The sequence below is a fragment of the Pseudomonas acericola (SeqCode) genome (assembly GCF_053456465.1).
Genome location: NZ_JBRFJB010000012.1, coordinates 1 through 16,596, shown reverse-complemented (window position 1 = coordinate 16,596; position 16,596 = coordinate 1). Strand labels below are relative to the sequence as shown.

Annotated in this window: 17 protein-coding genes; 13 read left to right on the top strand and 4 right to left on the bottom strand. The window is 60.1% G+C overall.

What is annotated here, in order from left to right; all coding sequences use genetic code 11:
* Positions 1-191: 191 nt before the first annotated feature.
* A complete protein-coding gene (locus tag ACU688_RS26660; RefSeq protein ID WP_448187122.1) occupies positions 192-830 on the top strand; it encodes a hypothetical protein in 639 nt (212 codons plus the stop codon).
* Here ACU688_RS26660 and ACU688_RS26655 read toward each other — a convergent pair.
* A complete protein-coding gene (locus ACU688_RS26655) occupies positions 781-1,263 on the bottom strand; it encodes a hypothetical protein (RefSeq protein ID WP_448187036.1) in 483 nt (160 codons plus the stop codon). The genes ACU688_RS26660 and ACU688_RS26655 overlap by 50 nt on opposite strands.
* Before the next feature lie 81 nt (positions 1,264-1,344).
* Here ACU688_RS26655 and yddG point away from each other — a divergent pair, with 81 nt between their 5' ends.
* From yddG to ACU688_RS26640, 3 genes are all read left to right on the top strand, one after another.
* Positions 1,345-2,244 (top strand): aromatic amino acid DMT transporter YddG, encoded by a 900-nt coding sequence (gene yddG / locus ACU688_RS26650; protein ID WP_448187035.1) that lies wholly within the window; start codon positions 1,345-1,347, stop codon positions 2,242-2,244.
* A gap of 113 nt (positions 2,245-2,357) precedes the next feature.
* Complete coding sequence (locus tag ACU688_RS26645; protein WP_448187034.1) at positions 2,358-2,627, top strand: hypothetical protein; 270 nt, start codon at positions 2,358-2,360, stop codon at positions 2,625-2,627.
* Positions 2,628-2,883: 256 nt separating this feature from the next.
* Entirely contained in the window at positions 2,884-3,375 is a 492-nt protein-coding gene (locus tag ACU688_RS26640; protein WP_448187033.1) for a hypothetical protein, read from the top strand.
* 111 nt (positions 3,376-3,486) lie between these two features.
* Here ACU688_RS26640 and ACU688_RS26635 read toward each other — a convergent pair whose 3' ends face one another.
* Both ACU688_RS26635 and ACU688_RS26630 read right to left on the bottom strand, forming a co-directional pair.
* Positions 3,487-4,113, bottom strand: coding sequence for a helix-turn-helix domain-containing protein (locus tag ACU688_RS26635; protein ID WP_448187032.1), 627 nt, complete (start codon positions 4,111-4,113; stop codon positions 3,487-3,489).
* 5 nt (positions 4,114-4,118) lie between these two features.
* On the bottom strand, positions 4,119-4,277 hold the full coding sequence (locus ACU688_RS26630) for a hypothetical protein (RefSeq protein WP_177414112.1): 159 nt from the start codon (positions 4,275-4,277) through the stop codon (positions 4,119-4,121).
* Positions 4,278-4,500: 223 nt separating this feature from the next.
* Here ACU688_RS26630 and ACU688_RS26625 point away from each other — a divergent pair, with 223 nt between their 5' ends.
* From ACU688_RS26625 to ACU688_RS26615, 3 genes are all read left to right on the top strand, one after another.
* Positions 4,501-6,612, top strand: a complete 2,112-nt coding sequence (locus ACU688_RS26625) for a TonB-dependent receptor family protein (RefSeq protein ID WP_448187031.1) — start codon at positions 4,501-4,503, stop codon at positions 6,610-6,612.
* A gap of 214 nt (positions 6,613-6,826) precedes the next feature.
* Positions 6,827-7,369, top strand: a complete 543-nt coding sequence (locus tag ACU688_RS26620; RefSeq protein WP_448187030.1) for a sigma-70 family RNA polymerase sigma factor — start codon at positions 6,827-6,829, stop codon at positions 7,367-7,369.
* Entirely contained in the window at positions 7,366-8,298 is a 933-nt protein-coding gene (locus ACU688_RS26615) for a FecR family protein (protein WP_448187029.1), read from the top strand. The genes ACU688_RS26620 and ACU688_RS26615 overlap by 4 nt, the downstream gene beginning before the upstream one ends.
* Here ACU688_RS26615 and ACU688_RS26610 read toward each other — a convergent pair.
* A complete protein-coding gene (locus tag ACU688_RS26610; RefSeq protein ID WP_448187028.1) occupies positions 8,295-10,112 on the bottom strand; it encodes a sigma-54-dependent Fis family transcriptional regulator in 1,818 nt (605 codons plus the stop codon). The genes ACU688_RS26615 and ACU688_RS26610 overlap by 4 nt on opposite strands.
* Before the next feature lie 353 nt (positions 10,113-10,465).
* On the opposite strand from ACU688_RS26610, the gene ACU688_RS26605 reads away from it, so the two are divergent.
* From ACU688_RS26605 to ACU688_RS26580, 6 genes are read left to right on the top strand one after another with little or no spacing between them, the layout of a single operon-like run.
* Positions 10,466-11,560, top strand: a complete 1,095-nt coding sequence (locus tag ACU688_RS26605; RefSeq protein WP_305430237.1) for an ABC transporter ATP-binding protein — start codon at positions 10,466-10,468, stop codon at positions 11,558-11,560.
* Positions 11,560-12,657 carry an ABC transporter ATP-binding protein gene (locus ACU688_RS26600; RefSeq protein WP_448187027.1) on the top strand — a complete coding sequence of 366 codons (1,098 nt, stop codon included), beginning with the start codon at positions 11,560-11,562 and terminating at the stop codon, positions 12,655-12,657. The genes ACU688_RS26605 and ACU688_RS26600 overlap by 1 nt, the downstream gene beginning before the upstream one ends.
* A complete protein-coding gene (locus ACU688_RS26595; RefSeq protein WP_122511609.1) occupies positions 12,654-13,520 on the top strand; it encodes a carbohydrate ABC transporter permease in 867 nt (288 codons plus the stop codon). Before ACU688_RS26600 ends, ACU688_RS26595 begins: the two co-directional genes overlap by 4 nt.
* 10 nt (positions 13,521-13,530) lie before the next feature.
* On the top strand, positions 13,531-14,331 hold the full coding sequence (locus tag ACU688_RS26590) for a carbohydrate ABC transporter permease (protein ID WP_003232361.1): 801 nt from the start codon (positions 13,531-13,533) through the stop codon (positions 14,329-14,331).
* Between the two features lie 10 nt (positions 14,332-14,341).
* Positions 14,342-14,614: a DUF2160 domain-containing protein gene (locus ACU688_RS26585; protein WP_017735080.1), complete on the top strand. Its 273-nt coding sequence runs from the start codon at positions 14,342-14,344 to the stop codon at positions 14,612-14,614.
* A 32-nt stretch (positions 14,615-14,646) separates the two neighbouring features.
* Complete coding sequence (locus tag ACU688_RS26580; protein WP_448187026.1) at positions 14,647-16,389, top strand: ABC transporter substrate-binding protein; 1,743 nt, start codon at positions 14,647-14,649, stop codon at positions 16,387-16,389.
* The last annotated feature ends 207 nt before the right edge of the window (positions 16,390-16,596 follow it).

The window sequence follows — 16,596 nt, the reverse complement described above, 5'->3', positions numbered from 1 at the left end:
CACTTTTTTGCATTTCCTCGCTCTATCAGTGACCCCACCACATTCATTCCCCGTGGCCACAAGAGCGAGACCTGGTGCCGATAGATCGCCTGAAAGCCAGATGTAAACGTCGCCGGACGCGTCAACCACTGCTACTGGTTGCCGCGTTCCTGCTGTGTGTCGCCGGTTGCAGCCAGCAGCAGGCGCAGGACATGGCCAAGCAGTTCAGCAACGGCAAGCCGGATGAATTCTTCCAGACCAGCGTCGATCGCATGGCGACCCTGGGCATGCGCGACAACCTGCAAAGCCTGTACCTGCTGATGAACAAACTCTACCTGCGCAACCCCAGCCAATGGCGGCAATCGGGTTACCCGGATGCGGTCACCGCTGCCCGGGAAATCCGCCTGGCCATCGAAAACCGTCGCTCACTGCCGGCCCTCGGCGAGCGTCGCGACCTCGCTGCATTGAGTTACTCCCTCAGCCCGGAATTTCGCGGCGACCGGGTCGGTGCCTTCATCTATGCGATCGGCAGCATGATCGTCACCGCCCATGGCGGGCGCACCGAGTTCTACATCACCGACTCGATCAACCCGCAATTCGTCAGCAACGCCGCGCGCAACATCGAGAAGGCCACCTGGCTGCTCAGCCAGCGTCAGGATGCCAACGGTGTATTGCTGTTGTTTTCCAACGAAATCTCGGAGGAGGGCAGCAACCTCAGCTTTGCCGTGGAGTTCGGCAAGATCGTCGCGCGGCTCGACCTGTTGACCCAACTGCTGGATGAGCGCTACCGGCGTATCGGCGTCAACTATGCGCAGAGCTTGTTGCTGATGAATTTTCTGCCGGTGCAGTAGGTGTTTGCACCAAGCCGATAGTGAAGACGCCGCAGGCAAACAACACTGGGCCCACGTAGGCGCGGAAGATCAGCCAAACATCCGCAGGGGCGAAAAAAACCAACAGGCCGTTCAAGAGCCCAAAGACAATAAACAGCAGGGAAATATGCAGCAGGTAGGTTCGCCATTGCCCTGCTGAACGCTTCAATCGCCCACCAAATATTACCCGCGGCAGGTTGATACGGCCTGCGAGCTCCAGAGCCATCAACACCGCTGCGAACGAGACGAGCGCGATGCTCGGCATCAACAGCATGGAATTCCTGTTGCCATGGATCATTCCGCTAAAGAGCCGTCCGACTACCAGGCCAAACACCCCCGCGTAGACCACATACACCACATAGGTGCGCCATAGCAGGCTGAGTGACAGGAGAGTTCGCGACTTTATCGTCGTCATGCTTTACATCCTTGTGGCTAAAAATGTCCAATTGTAACGTGAAACACGGTTTCACCCCCCTGTTTTGCCCACGAGGTCACCATGCAGATCAACAGCGAGCGTGCAGCCACTGCATGCGGTTTGGTAGCGATTCTCCTGTGGAGTACCGCTGCTGGGCTTATCCGCAGCGTCAGTGAACTGTTCGGCCCATTGGGCGGCGCGGCGTTGATCTACACCTTGGGGGCGGTGTTGTTGGTGTTGTTCCTAGGACGGCCACGGGTACGCGCGACCTCCTGGTTCTACCTGATTGTGGGCAGCGCGCTGTTTGTGGCGTACGAATTGTGCCTGTCGCTGGCATTGGGTTACGCCAGCAATCGCAACCAGGCGATTGAGCTTGGGGTGGTGAACTACCTTTGGCCCTGCCTGACCGTGTTGCTCGCCATTGTCATGAATGGGCAGAAAGCCCGCTGGCTGATCCTGCCTGGCACTGCACTGGCGTTGTTTGGCATCGTGTGGGTGGTGAGCGGTGATGGCCTGGCATTGGCCACCCTCGTCGCCAATGTGAGCACCAACCCGCTGAGCTACAGCCTCGCCCTGGGCTGCGCGGTCACGTTTGCGTTGTACTGCAATGTCACCCGGCGCTACGCCGGTGGACAAAACCTGGTGATGCTGTTTTTTACCCTGGCCGCCGCTGTGCTCTGGTTGAAATACGCACTGAGCACTGAAGTGCTGCCCGCGCTCACCCTTAACAGCAGCCTGCAACTGGGCGCGGCCGGCGTTGCCATGGCCGGCGGCTACGCGCTGTGGAACCTGGGTATCCTACGCGGCAACCTGACACTGCTGGCCACTGCCTCGTATTCTGCGCCGGTGTTGTCGTCGGCATTTGCCGCTGTGTGGCTGGGGGCCCACCTGACTGCACAGTTCTGGCAGGGCGCGGTGTTGGTGACCGTGGGCTCACTGATGTGCTGGCAAGCGACGCGCACGCGACAGCGCGATGTTTAGGAGTGCGCTGTTTCTTCTTCCGATGTAGGAATGGGCCTAACTTCACGGACGCTGCTTGAAACGCCTACCACTCGGCAATAGCCTCGGACTTTTCTTGAAAATGAGTGCCTGCCTTGGGTAAGTCAAAAACGCGTTGGCCGACTGATCGCGAAATCCGCCTGCGATTTATCCTGTTTGCCGTGATTGACGTCGCGAGTGTGCAAGGCGTTTCAGCGGAGTTATTGCTCCCAGCGCATAAACTGCTGCGTGATTCGCCCACGGAGGTGCAGTTGTGCGAAACCCTGGCTGAGATTCTGGCCACCGAAGAGATGGTTGGCTTTCGGTTTACCCAGGGTTCAGAAGCGGATGAATTGATGCAGACGCTGAATTTTCAGCGTGGTTAGATCGATTATTTCCTTATGGTTGGTCGCAATTCCTACAACGAATATCCATAACGCCGCTTTCAACGTCGCCATGGAAGTAACCGACGTATTAGCGTCGAATTACACGTCATCACATCCGTATCAGCTGTTTTCATCGACCAAGCCCGCCACCGAACATCCATTCCTGCTGCTCTGCCGGCGTCTTGCGCGGCCGCCTGCCATCTCTAGAATCGGCGCCAGAACTTAGCCATTTCCTGTCGATTACGGAGTTTCGAACATGATGAATGCAATGCAGATGCCGATGAACAACGCCATGCCCATGATGCCGATGATGGGCATGCCGATGATGATGGCCACGATGAAGTGCGAAATGGCCGCTGACGCCATGATGTGCACCATGAAACCTGCCGCCGGCATGGACATGGCTCAGTTCAAGAACAACGCCGAGATGATGGCGATGATGATGAACTGCGGCATGCCGATGATGATGCAGTGCGCCAATATGTCGATGATGTGCCTGTCGGCCGACGCCATGGCCATGATGAACAACATGAACATGATGCCGATGATGGGCATGCCGATGATGAAGTGCGTGATGGAATGCACCCTGATGGCTGACAGCATGACGTGCAAAATGATGCCAATGCCCGGCATGAGCATGGCCATGATGGAAAACTGCTGCATGCTCATGAACAAAATGATGAACGATTGCGCCATGCCGATGATGATGAGCTGCAATGGCATGCCGATGATGTGCTGCACCTGCTGACAGATGTGGCGAGGGAGCTTGCTCCCGCTGGGGCGCGAAGCGGCCCCGAGTCAAGACGGGGACTGCTACGCAGTCCAGCGGGAGCAAGCTCCCTCGCCACAGGTCATCGCATTAATCGAGTCTCTCGGGATACGTGATCACCAAAAACGCCACCGCCTCACTGTCCGCCGGGTTGCGGTAGCGGTGGGGCTGGTCGGCGTAGAACAGGATCGAATCACCGGTAGACAGCAGGTAGCGCTCGTCATTGACGCTCACCTCCAGCACACCTTGGGCCACCACCAAGTTTTCCTGGATACCGGGGCCGTGGCCTTCGGAAACTTCCTCGCCCAGCGCGCGAAGGCGGATCTCGTAGAATTCGGATTGGCGCGCCGTATCGTAGGGAAACAACGCACGGCTGATAAACGCGCCATCGGCACTCACCAGGCGCTTGCTCTGTTGCGCCGGCAACACCTCAACCCCTTCAAATGCGCGATCTTCCAGGAACGCCGCGACCGACACCTTCAATCCCTTGGCAATCTTGCACAGCACCTTGATCGACGGCACGCTGCGCCCGGACTCGATCTGCGCCAGCATCGCGCGGCTCACACCACAGGCGCGCGCCAGGCCATCCAGGGACAAATGCCGCTTGCCGCGCAGGCGTTGCAGATTGTGCGCGACGCACAGGCTTATGACGTCGTCATCGGTATTCGGTTTGGGCAGGGGCTCGGGGGGATCGGGCAACACATGCAGGAAATTCATCGGCATTACGCCCGGCGAGTATCGCTGGACGACGTCGCCTGTGCAGTAAATACCGCCAGCCCTGCACGCGCCGCGTACATCGCCCACATCAGCTCGGCCGCTGCGCGCGCCTGGCGGCGTTTACGGTGGAGCGTGAAGTCGATGACGGTGGCGGATGTTTGCATGGGGGCGGTCTCGTGGGGCATGGGTGGCTCAGTAGCTCCACAGTAATCTGCGGTGGTTATTTCTTTAAATACTGAGTTTGCATGTGTTAATTCGATTTTGGACTTAAGACGGTCTGTTGCGCTGCGGCGCTGGTTCGTTAATCAGGAGTGACTTGCCGGGCGTCCCTGTCTTCCCATCTGGGCCCCGCCTTTTACGTCCCCCCGAATTCCAAGGACCCGCCCCATGTTGTTGCGCCAACCTCCGCTCCTGTTTGCCGCCCTGACCTTAAGCTCACTGGTGCACGCCGAAGACCTGCAACTGGCCCCGGTCGAAGTCACCAGCAGCGAAGCCAGCGCCGGCGAGATTGCCGAGGCCCAGCTCAAGAGTGTGCCCGGTGGCACCAACTACATCGACATGAACAGCGTGCAGCAGGGGCGGGTCAGCACCAACGAGGACGTGTTCAAGTACCAGGCCGGGGTGTACGCCAAGGCAGCGAACAACGAAGGGGTGAAACTGTCGATCCGCGGTTCGGGCCTGAACCGCAGCCCCGGCTCCCATGGCTCGGGCTTGTATGAAATGTTCGACGGCCTGCCGTTGACCGGCCCTGGCGGCACGCCCTATGAATTGAAAGACCCGCTGTGGCAAAGCCGCGTCGAAGTGCTGCGCGGCGCCAACGGTTTCGATCAGGGCGCGTTGGCCTTGGGTGGCGCGGTCAACTACGTGACCCGTACCGGCTATGACGCGCCCAAGCTGCAACTGCGTTATGAGGCGGGCAGCAAAGGCTACGCCCAGCGCGAGATCAGCTCCGGCCAGGTGCTGGGAGATGCTGATTACTACATCAGCCTCACCGACTCCGAATCCGACGGCTACCAGCGCCAGAGCGCCGCCACGGGCAAGGGCATGGCGGCCAATTTCGGCTACCGCTTCAGCCCGGAACTGGAAACCCGTTTCTATTTCCGCTACCGCGAAACCACCAACGACACCCCGGGCAAACTGACCCGCGAGCAGATCAGCCACGACCCCCGCGCCGCCAACAGCCTCAACGCCGCCCGCGACTCCAAGCGCCTGCAACCGGGCTCAACCTGGATCGCCAACAAGACCACCTTGCAACTGGACGACAATTCCCGCGTCGAATTCGGCCTGGCCTACCACGACTATCCGATGGACCTGCGCGAAGGCACGATTCGCCTGAAAGTCGCCTACACCGACATCAGCAGCACCCTCAATTACATCCGCCAGGACACGTTGTTCGGCCACGACAGCAAAACCACGATCGGCCTGCGCACCACCCAGGCGATGCCCAACAACGGCGGTGCGGAATATGTGCGGATTCCCGCTGGCAACACTGCAACCTATGCCCCCGGCACCAAGACCCGCGACTACAGCTACCTGGGTTCCGACACAGTGCTGCATATCGGTAACGACCTGGAGCTGGTGCCAGACCTATGGCTGACCACCGGCCTCGCGGCGATCTACACCCGCCGTGAAACAGAGGTGACCTACCCGGACGCCCACGCGCCGCTGAGCCAGCACGACTGGGACTACGCGCCGCGCATCGGCCTGCGTTACGACTTCAACCCGCAACTGCAGGTGTACGGCAACCTGAGCCGCTCGGTCGAGCCGCCGCATGCGTGGTCGATGATCTGGGGTTCCAACAAGTACTTCACCAGCGGCCCGGCCAAGGGCATGGCACGCGAGGGCATTAGCCTGAAAAACCAGACCGCCACCACCCTGGAAATCGGCGGGCGCGGCGAACACTGGTTCGGCCAATGGGACCTGGCGCTGTACCGCTCCGAAGTGCGCCACGAATTGCTCACCGTGGAAACCCAGGCCCAGACGTCCACCACAAACGCGATCGTTGCCGAAAACAATGCCAGCCCCACCGTGCACCAAGGCCTGGAGCTGGGCCTGCTCAGCCCGCTGTGGGACGGCGGCCGCAACGGCAAGCTCGCCCTGCGCCAGGCCTACACCTTCAGCGACTTCCACTACCGCGACGACGACCGTTTCGGCGGCAACACCTTGCCGGGCATCCCCAAGCACTACTACCAGGGGCAACTGCGCTACAGCCATCCAACGGGGTTCTACAGCAGTTTCAACACTGAGCATTCGTCAAAGGTGGCAGTGGATTACGCCAATTCCTACAACGCAGCGTCCTACACGATTGTGGGCGCGACCTTTGGCTACGACGCGCCGAAACAGGACTGGCAAGCCTGGGTTGACCTGCGCAACCTGACCAACCGGCGTTACGCCAATACCGTCACGCCGGGCTATGACGACAAGGGCGTAGACATGGCGCGCTCCACGCCGGCGGATGGTCGCGGCCTCTACACCGGTGTGTCCTGGAGCTGGCGCTGAGGCTGATCCTGCGAGCCATCCCCAATCCCCTGTGGGAGCGGGCTTGCCCGCGATGGCGACCTGTCAGCCAACACAGATGCAGCTGACCCACCGCTATCGCAGGCAAGCCAGCTCCCACAGTCTTAGGTGCTGCCCAGTGGTTCTTGCTCCTGCTTCGTTTTACTGGCATTGTTCGCGCAATTGGTAATATTTCCCATTTGAGAAGTTTTTGCGCATGCATGACATTCCGGCCGTGCTGAACGATTCAATCCGTCAGCAGACCCTTGCGGCAATGTACAGCGAGCACCACGGCTGGTTGCACAACTGGCTGCGCAAAAAACTGGGCTGTTCGCAATACGCCGCCGACCTGGCCCACGACGCCTTCATCCGCGTGCTGATGCTGGCCGAGCCGCAAAACATCAAGGAACCCCGCGCCTTTCTCGCCACCACCGCCGGGCGCCTGTTGATCGATGGCGCGCGCCGCCGGCGTATCGAAAAGGCCTACATGGAAGCCCTGGTGATCCAGTGCGAAGACGCCGGCATGCCCGACCCGGCCGCGATCCATGTGGCACTGCAAGCCCTGGAGCGCATCGCCGAGATGCTCGCCGGCTTGCCCGCCAAGGCCCGCGAGGCGTTTCTGTTGAGCCGTCTCGACGGGCTGACCTACAGCGAAATCGCCACACGCCTGGAGGTGTCCACGAGCACGGTCAAAAACTACATTTCCAGCGCCCTGGTGCACTGCTACCACAGTCTGCACGGAGCCGATCCTCTGTCATGACCAGCGAACAAATCATCCAGCAAGCGGCGAATTGGCTGACACGCCTGCACGACGAAGACGTCACCGATGCAGACCGTCAAGCCTTCCACACCTGGTGCGACGCCGACCCACGGCATGCCGTCGCCATCGAGCGCATGCGCGGCCTCTGGGGCAGTCTGGATACGCTGCCCGCGAAGCCTGCGCGCCGTGCCCTCAACCGCGCGTTCGCGCCGCAACGCTCGCGTGGCGCCCAGGCGGTCGGTGTGCTCGGCCTGGTGCTCTGCGGTTGGTTCGGCCTGCAACACCTGCCGTTGTGGATGGCCGACCAACGCACCGGCGTCGGCGAACGCCGCCAGATCGCGCTGGAAGACGGCAGCCAGCTACAACTCAACAGCAACTCCGCGGTGGACGTGAAGTTCGACGGCCATCAACGGGTGATCGAACTGCTGCAAGGCGAGTTGTGGGTGGAGGTGGCCAAGGATGCACAACGGCCGTTTGTGGTGCGCACCGACCAAGGCACGGCGACCGCGCTGGGCACCCGTTATCTGGTCAAGCGCGCGGCAGACGGTACGACCGTGGTGACAGTGATCGAGTCCACCGTGGCCGTCAAAGGTGATAGCAGCGATGAGGTCAAGGTCACGGCCGGCCAGCGTGCGATCCTCGATCACGGCCACGCCCAACCCGCGCAAGCCACCGGCAGCGCCGACCCGGACGCCTGGACCCGTGGCCTGCTCAAGGTCAACGACCAGCCCCTCAGCGACGTCCTGCAAACCCTGGCCAGCTACCGTCATGGCATGGTGCGTTTCGATCCCCAGGCGCTGCACAACCTGCGGGTGTCCGGGGTGTTCAAGCTGGATGACACGGGCGCGGCGCTCGCGGCACTGGCGGACAATCTGCCGATCCAGGTGGAGTACTTCACCGACCTGCTGGTGGTGGTCAAGCCGCGCTAACGTTCGTTTTGGCGCAGGCGCTTGTACAGGGTGTTGCGGCTCACGCCGAGTTCCCGCGCAAGGTGGGAAATATTCCCGCCGAGCGCCTTCAAACGTTGGTTCAAGTCGATGCTGTCGTCCACAGACTCGTCGGCTGGCAGTGGCGGGGGTACGTGCAAATCCACAAAAAAATCATCCGGCAAGTGTTCCGCACGGATCGGCTGCTCCTCGGCCATCGCCAGCGCCACCTGCAACACGCTGCTCACCTGGCGCAAATTCCCCGGCCACGGGTGCTGCTCGAACAGTGCCAGCACCTCGGCGCTCAGCCCGGCCCATTGGGTCGGCTCGCGGTGCTGCTGCCACAGTTGCTGGAACAACGCCTGCTTGTCGGTGCGCTCGCGCAAGGGCGGCAGCTCCAGGGTCAGGCCGCCGATGCGGTAGTACAAATCCTCACGAAACCGCCCGGCCTGCACCCACTCCCGCAGGGCGCGGTTGGTGGCAGAGATAATACGCAAATCCACCGGGAACAATTCACTGCTGCCGACAGGCTGCACGCAACGTTCCTGCAAGACCCGCAGTAATCGCGCCTGGGTCGGCAGCGGCATGTCGCCGATTTCATCGAGGAACAGCGTGCCCTTGTCCGCCTTACGGATCAGGCCAATGCTGCCTTTCTGGTTGGCGCCGGTGAACGCGCCTTTTTCGTAGCCGAACAGTTCCGATTCCACCAACTCCGCAGGAATCGCCGCACAGTTCACCGCGATAAATGCCTGCTGGCTGCGGGAACTGGCCTGGTGCAGGGCTTTGACGAACACCTCTTTGCCCACCCCGGTTTCGCCGTGGATCAGCAGCGGGATGTCCTTTTCCAGCAGGCGCTCGGCCTGGCGCACGGCTTTTTCCACGCGTTGGTCGCCAAAGTGCAAGGTTTTCAGCCCAATCGACGTCGGCTTTGGCGGCACTGGTTGTGTGAATACTCGCGCTTGCACCGGCATTTGCTTGGGCCGTTTCAACAGGCACTGGAACCGATTGCGTCCCGCCGCCTGCAATGCAAACGGCAGTCCCTCCGGTTGGTTCAACAGCTCCAGCAGCGACACCTTGAACAGACTGTCGATCATCACCCGCGACAAGCTGATGCCCAGAAGGTTGTCCGCGCGGCGGTTGGCCGACAGCACCTGGCCACTGTCGTCAAAGATCAGCAGACCGGCCCATTGGCTGTCCAGGTTGTTCAGGCCGGTGTTGAAGGTCAGTTGGAAATGCTCGCCGCGAAACAGGTTGAGGATCAGCCGGTTTTCCACGGTCTGGCTCATCATCTTGACCATGCCCAGGGTGTGGGAGGGCGGCAGGTAGCTGTCACTGGACACATCCAGCACGGCAATGATTTCGCGCTGCGCATCGAAAATCGGTGCCGCCGAACCGGTCATGAAGCGGTTGGCCTTGAGGAAGTGTTCGTCATGTTCGATATGCACCGCTTGGGCACAGGCCAGCGCGGTGCCAATGGCATTGGTGCCGCTGGAGCGCTCACGCCAGCTGGCGCCGGGGTTGAAACCGCGGGCCAGCTTCGGCTCGATGAAACGCTGGGTGCCCCACGACGTCAGCACCTGGCCCTGGTTGTCGGCCAGCATGATCAGACAGTTGGAATTGCTGAGGATGTTTTCGTAGTAGGGCAGCACTTCCTGGTGGGTGGTTTGCACCAGCGAATGCTGGATTTCCAGCAGTTGGCTAATGCCTTCGGCGGGCAGTTGGTCGAAGCTGGGGGCGCTTTGATGGTCCAGGCCAAACGCGCGGCAACGGCGCCAGGATTCCTGGATAAGGGTGTCGTGAGCCAAGGGTTCGGCCATGGGGTGACCTTCATTTTTATTGTTATTTTTATACAGCCTTGCGCAGCCCTAATGTGGGAGCGGGCTTGCCCGCGATAGCGGTGGGTCAGTCACGGATAGGCAAGCTGATACACCGCTATCGCAGGCAAGCCAGCTCCCACATTTAATCGGCTGTGTTCGTTAAATCGAGTTCGAAGAGTGTTGTTCAGAACTGTTCATTGTCAACCCCCGCACTGTTCAGTTGTTCACCCGGATTGTTCACTCCTGAACATGCCATTCAAGCCAATTCCTCACACATCAAGCACTTGCAGTTTTGGCACGAAACTCGCTCTGACGAATGGCCAGATTCATTCCAATAATAAAAAGGTCGTGTCATGTCATTGACCCTGGAACACGTCTCCCGCGTCGTCGAAGGCCAAACCTGGATCGACGACGCCACCCTGCGTTTCGAGCCCGGCTCCTTTAACGTACTACTCGGCCGCACCCTGTCCGGCAAGACCAGCCTGATGCGCCTGATGGCCGGCCTGGACAAGCCCGACAGCGGCCGCATCCTGATGAATGGCGTGGATGTCACCCACAAACCGGTGCGCTTGCGCAACGTGTCGATGGTGTATCAGCAGTTCATCAACTACCCGACCATGACTGTTTTCGAAAACATCGCCTCGCCCTTGCGCCAGGCCGGTGTGGCCAACGAGTTGATCCAGAGCAAAGTCCTCGAAACCGCCAGAATGTTGCGCATCGAAAAATTCCTCCAGCGCCACCCGCTGGAGTTGTCCGGCGGGCAGCAACAACGCACGGCCATGGCCCGCGCGCTGGTCAAAGATGCCGAGTTGATTCTGTTCGATGAGCCGCTGGTGAACCTGGATTACAAACTGCGTGAAGAACTGCGTCAGGAAATGCGCGAGTTGTTCAAGGCGCGCCACACCATCGCCATCTACGCCACCACCGAACCCAACGAAGCGCTGGCACTGGGTGGCACCACCACTATCCTTCACGAAGGCCGGGTGATCCAGAGCGGCAAGGCGGCCGAGGTCTATCACCAGCCGCAGAGTGTGCTCGCCGCCGAGTTGTTTTCCGAGCCGCCGATCAACCTGATGCCGGGGCGCATCAGTGGCAACGAAGTGAGCTTCGCCAATTTCGTGCACTTTCCGCTAAACGTCGATTTGCGCCCCATCGGCGAAGGTGAGTTCCGCTTTGGTGTGCGCCCCAGCCATATCAGCCTGGTGCCCAGCAACGACGACGACCTGGAACTGGCGGTGACCGTGGAAGTCGCCGAGATCAGCGGTTCGGAAACCTTCCTGCATGTGCGCAGCGAACATTTCCTGCTGGTGCTGCACCTGCCGGGGGTGCATGAGTACGACGTCGACGCGCCGATCCGCGTGTATATCCCCACCCATAAACTGTTTGTGTTCGATAGCCAGGGCCGCCTGGTCCAGGCCCCCGGGCGCCGTGTTGCGAGGGTTGCCTGATGGCCGAGATCCATTTGCAGAACCTGGCGCATAGCTATAGTCCTACGCCGAGTGGTCCTGAGGACTACGCGATTCGGGAAATGAACCATGTATGGGAGCAGGGCGGTGCCTACGCCTTGCTCGGGCCCTCCGGCTGTGGCAAATCGACCCTGCTCAACATCATCTCCGGGCTGCTCAGCCCGTCCGAAGGCCAGGTGCTGTTCGACAGCAAGGTGGTCAACGACCTCACCCCGGAAAAGCGCAACATCGCCCAAGTGTTCCAGTTCCCGGTGGTGTACGACACCATGACGGTGTTCGACAACCTGGCCTTCCCGTTGCGCAACCAAGGCATGGCGGAGGCGAACATTCACAGCAAGGTGCAGGAAATCGCCGAAGTCCTCGACCTGCAAAACCTGCTGTCCAAGAAAGCCCGTAACCTCACCGCCGACGAAAAACAGAAAGTCTCCATGGGCCGTGGTCTGGTGCGGGACGATGTGTCGGCGATCCTGTTTGACGAACCGCTGACGGTGATCGACCCGCACCTCAAGTGGAAGCTGCGGCGCAAGCTCAAGCAGATCCACGAGCAGTTCAACATCACCATGGTCTACGTCACCCACGACCAGTTGGAAGCCTCCACCTTCGCCGACAAGATCGCGGTGATGTACGGCGGGCAGATCGTGCAGTTCGGTACGCCCCGCGAATTGTTCGAGCGGCCCAGCCACACGTTTGTCGGCTATTTCATCGGCAGCCCTGGGATGAATCTGATCGAGGTGCAGGCCGAGGCGGGCGGGGTGCGGTTTGCCGGGACTCATCTGCCGTTGTCCGAGGCGATTGCGCAGCGCATCAGCGACACGTCCTACAAGAAATTGCAGGTCGGCATCCGCCCGGAGTTTATCCATGTGTGGGACGAGTACAACCCTGACGCCCTGCAAGCCGATGTCACTCATCTGGAAGACCTCGGCACCTACAAGATCATGACCCTCAACCTTGACGGCACGCTGTTGAAAGTCCGCCTGGCCGAAGACAAACCGGTACCGCAGGGCTCAGCTTCCATCAGCTTTCCCGCACAGTGGCTGATGGTCTACGCCGACGACTACCTGCTGGAGGTGCAGCCATGAACAAGGTGCAGAACAACAAGGCGTGGTGGCTGGTGCTACCGGTATTTCTGCTGGTGGCATTCAGCGCCGTGATCCCGATGATGACGGTGGTCAACTACTCGGTGCAGGACATTTTCGACCAATCCAGCCGCTACTTCGTCGGTGCCGACTGGTACAAGCAGGTACTGCTCGACCCGCGTCTGCATGACTCATTGCTGCGCCAGTTCATCTACTCGGCGTGTGTACTGCTGATCGAAATCCCCCTGGGCATCGCCATCGCCCTGACCATGCCGACCAAGGGCCGCTGGTCGTCGCTGGTGCTGATCATCCTCGCGATTCCGCTGCTGATTCCGTGGAACGTGGTGGGCACGATCTGGCAGATCTTCGGCCGTGCGGATATCGGTTTGTTGGGTTACAGCCTCAACGCCATGGGCATCAGCTACAACTATGCGGCCAACACGGCGGACGCCTGGGTCACCGTGCTGGTCATGGACGTGTGGCATTGGACATCCCTGGTGGCGTTGCTGTGTTACTCGGGACTACGGGCCATCCCGGATGTGTACTACCAGGCGGCGCGGATTGATCGTGCATCGGCTTGGGCGGTATTCCGACATATCCAGTTGCCGAAGATGAAAAGCGTACTGTTGATCGCGGTGATGCTGCGCTTTATGGACAGCTTCATGATCTACACCGAGCCCTTCGTACTGACCGGCGGCGGGCCGGGTAACGCCACCACCTTCCTCAGCCAGACGCTGACCCAAATGGCCGTAGGTCAATTCGACCTAGGCCCGGCCGCCGCGTTTTCCCTGGTGTACTTCCTGATCATCCTGTTGGTGTCCTGGCTGTTCTACACCGCCATGACCCACTCCGACGCGAACCGCTGAGGCCGCCAACATGAGCAAGCGCAAGCTAATACCGCTGCTGATCTACATCCTGTTCCTGTTGGTGCCGATCTACTGGCTGCTGAACATGTCCTTCAAGAGCAACACCGAAATCCTCGGCGGGCTGACGCTGTTTCCGCAGGACTTCACCCTGGCGAACTACAAAGTGATCTTCACCGACCCGAGTTGGTACACCGGTTATCTCAACTCGCTGTACTACGTGAGCCTGAACACGGTGATCTCCCTCAGCGTGGCCTTGCCGGCGGCCTACGCGTTTTCGCGCTACCGTTTCCTGGGCGACAAGCACCTGTTCTTCTGGCTGCTGACCAACCGTATGGCGCCACCGGCGGTGTTTTTGCTGCCGTTCTTCCAGCTGTATTCGTCCATCGGGTTGTTCGATACCCACATCGCCGTGGCCCTGGCCCATTGCCTGTTCAACGTGCCGTTGGCGGTGTGGATCCTCGAAGGTTTCATGTCCGGCGTGCCCAAGGAAATTGACGAAACCGCCTACATCGACGGCTACTCGTTTCCGAAGTTTTTCGTGAAGATCTTTATCCCACTGATCGGCTCCGGCATCGGCGTCACCGCGTTTTTCTGCTTTATGTTTTCCTGGGTCGAGTTGCTGCTGGCGCGCACCCTGACTTCGGTCAACGCCAAGCCCATCGCGGCGGTGATGACTCGCACGGTCTCGGCGTCGGGGATCGATTGGGGGGTGCTGGCAGCGGCGGGGGTGTTGACCATCCTGCCGGGCATGCTGGTGATCTGGTTTGTTCGCAACCACGTGGCCAAGGGCTTTGCCCTCGGCCGGGTCTGAGGAGTCGATGATGGAATGGATGGCCTGGACCACCCCAACCGCACTGTTCTTTGGTGGCATCGCGCTGATTCTGGCGGGCATGACCACCTGGGAACTGCGTTCGCCGAGTATTCCCCGGCGCGGTTTTTTGCCGATCAGCACCACCCGTGGTGATCGTTTGTTTATTGGTCTTCTCGGCAGCGCCTACCTGCATTTGCTGGTAATCGGCGTCACCGGCTGGAGCATCTGGGCGGCGACTGCGCTGTCCCTGGTGTGGCTGTTGAGCGTGATGCGTTGGGGCTAGTGCCCTTATGAATAAACAACCAGGAGGTCTCTATGTTCGATAAAAACAATAAGCTGCGACATAGCATTTCATTGGCCGCCGTACTGGCCCTCAGCGGTTTGAGCGCCACGGCCTGGGCCGATGCGTACGAAGATGCGGCGAAAAAATGGATCGGCAGCGAGTTCAAGCCATCAACGCTCACGGCCGAGCAGCAGCTCGAAGAGTTGAAATGGTTTATCAAGGCGTCGGAGCCATTCCGTGGGATGAAGATCAACGTGGTGTCGGAAACCCTCACCACCCACGAGTACGAGTCCAAGGTGCTGGCCAAGGCCTTCAGCGAAATCACTGGCATCAAGCTGACCCACGACCTACTGCAGGAAGGTGACGTGGTGGAAAAACTGCAAACCCAGATGCAGTCCGACAAAAACATCTATGACGGCTGGGTCAACGATTCCGACTTGATCGGTACGCACTTTCGCTATGGCAAGACCGAATCCATCACCGACCTGATGGCCAACGAAGGCAAGGCCTTCACCTCGCCAACCCTGGATATCAAGGACTTTATCGGCATCTCCTTCACCACCGCACCCGACGGCAAGATCTATCAACTGCCCGACCAGCAATTCGCCAACCTCTATTGGTTTCGCGCCGACTGGTTCGAACGCGCGGACCTGAAAGCCAAGTTCAAGGAAAAGTACGGCTATGACCTCGGCGTGCCAGTGAACTGGTCGGCCTACGAAGACATCGCCAAATTCTTCAGCGAAGACGTCAAGGAAATCGACGGCAAGCGCGTTTACGGGCACATGGACTACGGCAAGAAAGACCCATCCCTCGGCTGGCGCTTCACCGATGCGTGGTTCTCCATGGCCGGTGGCGGCGACAAAGGGTTGCCCAACGGCTTGCCGGTGGACGAGTGGGGCATTCGTGTCGAGGACTGCCACCCGGTGGGCTCCAGCGTTACCCGGGGTGGCGACACCAACGGCCCGGCCGCGGTATTCGCCACACAGAAATACGTGGACTGGATGAAAGCCTACGCGCCACCGGAAGCGGCGGGCATGACCTTCTCCGAGTCCGGCCCGGTGCCGTCCCAGGGCAATATCGCCCAGCAGATCTTCTGGTACACCGCGTTTACCGCCGACATGGTCAAACCGGGGTTGCCGGTGGTGAATGCCGACGGCACGCCGAAATGGCGGATGGCGCCGTCGCCTGTCGGACCTTACTGGGAAAAGGGCATGAAGAAGGGCTATCAGGACGTAGGCTCCTGGACCTTCCTCAAATCCACCCCGGAGAAACAGAAGCTCGCGGCGTGGCTCTACGCCCAGTTCGTGACCTCGAAAACCGTCTCGCTGAAGAAAACCATCGTCGGCCTGACGCCGATTCGTGAGTCCGACATCAACTCCCAGGCCATGACCGACATGGCGCCGAAACTGGGTGGCCTGGTGGAGTTCTACCGCAGCCCGGCCCGCACCGAGTGGTCACCGACCGGCACCAACGTGCCGGACTATCCACGCCTGGCACAACTGTGGTGGAGCAACATCGCCGCCGCCGCCAGCGGCGAGAAAACCCCGCAACAGGCGCTGGACAACCTGGCCAAGGAGCAAGACGCGATCATGACGCGCCTGGAACGCTCCAAGGTGCAACCGGTGTGCGGCCCGAAAATGAACCCCGAGCGTGACGCGCAATACTGGTTCGACCAGCCGGGTGCGCCGAAGCCGAAACTGGCGAACGAAAAGCCGAAAGGCGAGACCGTGGCGTATGGCGACTTGCTTAAGTCGTGGGAGGCAGCGCGCAAGTAAGTGCGTTGAGTAGGAAAAAACGGCACTCAGGTGCCGTTTTGTTTTTCGGATTGAAGTACAGGTTCCAGAACAACAGCGATCAACTGTGGGAGCTGGCTTGAACTGGCCTAATGAATTTGGACACATCAATAGGGCGCTATGATGGCGCCCAAACCTGAGGTGTGCAGATGATGCGAAAGTCCTATTCCAGCGAGTTCAAGCTCAATG

Bases quoted from the DNA above. Each gene is read 5' to 3' on its own strand.
- ACU688_RS26660 (WP_448187122.1), top strand. From the start codon at position 192: ATGGCCAAGCAGTTCAGCAACGGCAAGCCGGATGAATTCTTCCAGACC.
- ACU688_RS26655 (WP_448187036.1), bottom strand. From the start codon at position 1,263: ATGACGACGATAAAGTCGCGAACTCTCCTGTCACTCAGCCTGCTATGG.
- yddG (WP_448187035.1), top strand. From the start codon at position 1,345: ATGCAGATCAACAGCGAGCGTGCAGCCACTGCATGCGGTTTGGTAGCG.
- ACU688_RS26640 (WP_448187033.1), top strand. From the start codon at position 2,884: ATGATGAATGCAATGCAGATGCCGATGAACAACGCCATGCCCATGATG.
- ACU688_RS26635 (WP_448187032.1), bottom strand. From the start codon at position 4,113: ATGAATTTCCTGCATGTGTTGCCCGATCCCCCCGAGCCCCTGCCCAAA.
- ACU688_RS26630 (WP_177414112.1), bottom strand. From the start codon at position 4,277: ATGCAAACATCCGCCACCGTCATCGACTTCACGCTCCACCGTAAACGC.
- ACU688_RS26625 (WP_448187031.1), top strand. From the start codon at position 4,501: ATGTTGTTGCGCCAACCTCCGCTCCTGTTTGCCGCCCTGACCTTAAGC.
- ACU688_RS26620 (WP_448187030.1), top strand. From the start codon at position 6,827: ATGCATGACATTCCGGCCGTGCTGAACGATTCAATCCGTCAGCAGACC.
- ACU688_RS26615 (WP_448187029.1), top strand. From the start codon at position 7,366: ATGACCAGCGAACAAATCATCCAGCAAGCGGCGAATTGGCTGACACGC.
- ACU688_RS26610 (WP_448187028.1), bottom strand. From the start codon at position 10,112: ATGGCCGAACCCTTGGCTCACGACACCCTTATCCAGGAATCCTGGCGC.
- ACU688_RS26605 (WP_305430237.1), top strand. From the start codon at position 10,466: ATGTCATTGACCCTGGAACACGTCTCCCGCGTCGTCGAAGGCCAAACC.
- ACU688_RS26600 (WP_448187027.1), top strand. From the start codon at position 11,560: ATGGCCGAGATCCATTTGCAGAACCTGGCGCATAGCTATAGTCCTACG.
- ACU688_RS26595 (WP_122511609.1), top strand. From the start codon at position 12,654: ATGAACAAGGTGCAGAACAACAAGGCGTGGTGGCTGGTGCTACCGGTA.
- ACU688_RS26590 (WP_003232361.1), top strand. From the start codon at position 13,531: ATGAGCAAGCGCAAGCTAATACCGCTGCTGATCTACATCCTGTTCCTG.
- ACU688_RS26585 (WP_017735080.1), top strand. From the start codon at position 14,342: ATGGAATGGATGGCCTGGACCACCCCAACCGCACTGTTCTTTGGTGGC.
- ACU688_RS26580 (WP_448187026.1), top strand. From the start codon at position 14,647: ATGTTCGATAAAAACAATAAGCTGCGACATAGCATTTCATTGGCCGCC.